Genomic DNA, 1,318 nt, shown 5'->3' with positions numbered 1-1,318 from the left:
TTCAGGCGCGCAGGCTGCGCGAGTGGCGTCATTGACCGCCCGCCAAGGCAGGTTCGCCAAAGGCTCACCCTGCTCATCGAGCAATTGGAACTCGACCCAGTGTTTGATCTGCGGACCGCAGATCACTTCCTGGACGGTGCAGATAGTGTCTGTGCGAAGTATTCTGTCGTTCATATCACCTCCTTTATCGCTACCCGCTCAAAAATCACGTTCATATAGGCGTAAGAAGCCCGCCACCGAAACTTGGAAAAGCTCTTCAGAGCACTTACTCATTTCAAAAAATGATTTATATAAACGCCTAAAAAATCCTCCCCCTAAAGAAAATAGAAAAAACCTTAATTACTTCAGAAAACAACAATAACCCAAACAACAAGACAGCAGAGGTCACTCCACCCGATTTCGCCAGCCAAAGCAAAAACGGCAAAGAAGGCACAGCAAAAATAATTCTAAATGGTACCTGAGCGTAGGCCAAGCATGGAGCCATGCGCGCTCCCCGGAAAAACAAGAGCATTGAAAAAACCGTTGAAACCATTAAAAAAAGTGAAACCGAAAAAAGCAGCACAGAAACAGCCCCGTGTTCTTCCTCCAAAGAGAGAAAAGACTGCACATCACTATAAACGGGGATTCTACTCTGGGAAAAATTAAAATAGCATACTTGACCAATGTAAAATAAATCCATCGCCCCCCAAAACAGATACAAAAATCTCGCACTCATTTCTTATCAGCCTCCTTTTCGTACTCACGATCGGAAATTACTGGTTGCCAATGCCAGGAGCGTCCATCAGCTGCCCAAGAATCATCTCCTTCTAAAAATGTCTGGATTACTCTCCGCGTCTCCCCATAAATATAAACAGCTGATTGCTCCTTGAAATTTTCATCGACGTCTTCGGGTAGCGGCCTCCACTCCTGAATCTTGTCACGCTTGGTATTCGCATAATCTTTGCCCTCCGCCCCAAAAAGCCTCCCCTCGTCCCCCATTGATACAAGACGATTGATTGCCAGAAGAGCTGTATTCTTCAAAACATGATAATCATGATCAATTGTCACCCAGTGCCCCGGACCCGATTCCGAAGTATTATCCGGGAATTCAACATTCACGTTCCCCGGCAACAAAGTATGAATATTCAGGGTGCGGCCGTCCTTGTCGGTCACGCCCTTGAACACCTCACCTTGTTGCGTGGTGGCCCGGTAGCGGGTAAACGGCATGGGTGCCCGGGTGTCATTTTTCAGGATGTACCTGCCGGAGTAACCCGCTGGTCGTGGTGTTTTCGGCGCGTCGAGACGGGTCCGGCCAAGCTTTTGTACATGGGCGCATTTG

At 48.0% G+C, this 1,318-nt stretch carries 2 protein-coding genes; both read right to left on the bottom strand.

Going from position 1 to position 1,318, the window contains the following annotated elements:
* Window positions 1-298 precede the first annotated feature (298 nt).
* Window positions 299-715, bottom strand: a complete 417-nt coding sequence (locus HX851_RS33395; RefSeq protein WP_177057943.1) for an arginine:ornithine antiporter — start codon at window positions 713-715, stop codon at window positions 299-301.
* Window positions 712-1,318 (bottom strand): hypothetical protein (locus HX851_RS33390; protein WP_218173570.1); only part of this gene is annotated, 607 nt, incomplete at its 5' end. The genes HX851_RS33390 and HX851_RS33395, both read right to left, overlap by 4 nt.

The sequence above is a fragment of the Pseudomonas gingeri genome, from assembly GCF_013385635.1.
GTDB classification, from domain to species: Bacteria; Pseudomonadota; Gammaproteobacteria; order Pseudomonadales; family Pseudomonadaceae; genus Aquipseudomonas; species Aquipseudomonas gingeri_A.
Note: the sequence above shows the minus strand (reverse complement) of the source record. Positions and strands in the feature narration are given on the sequence as shown.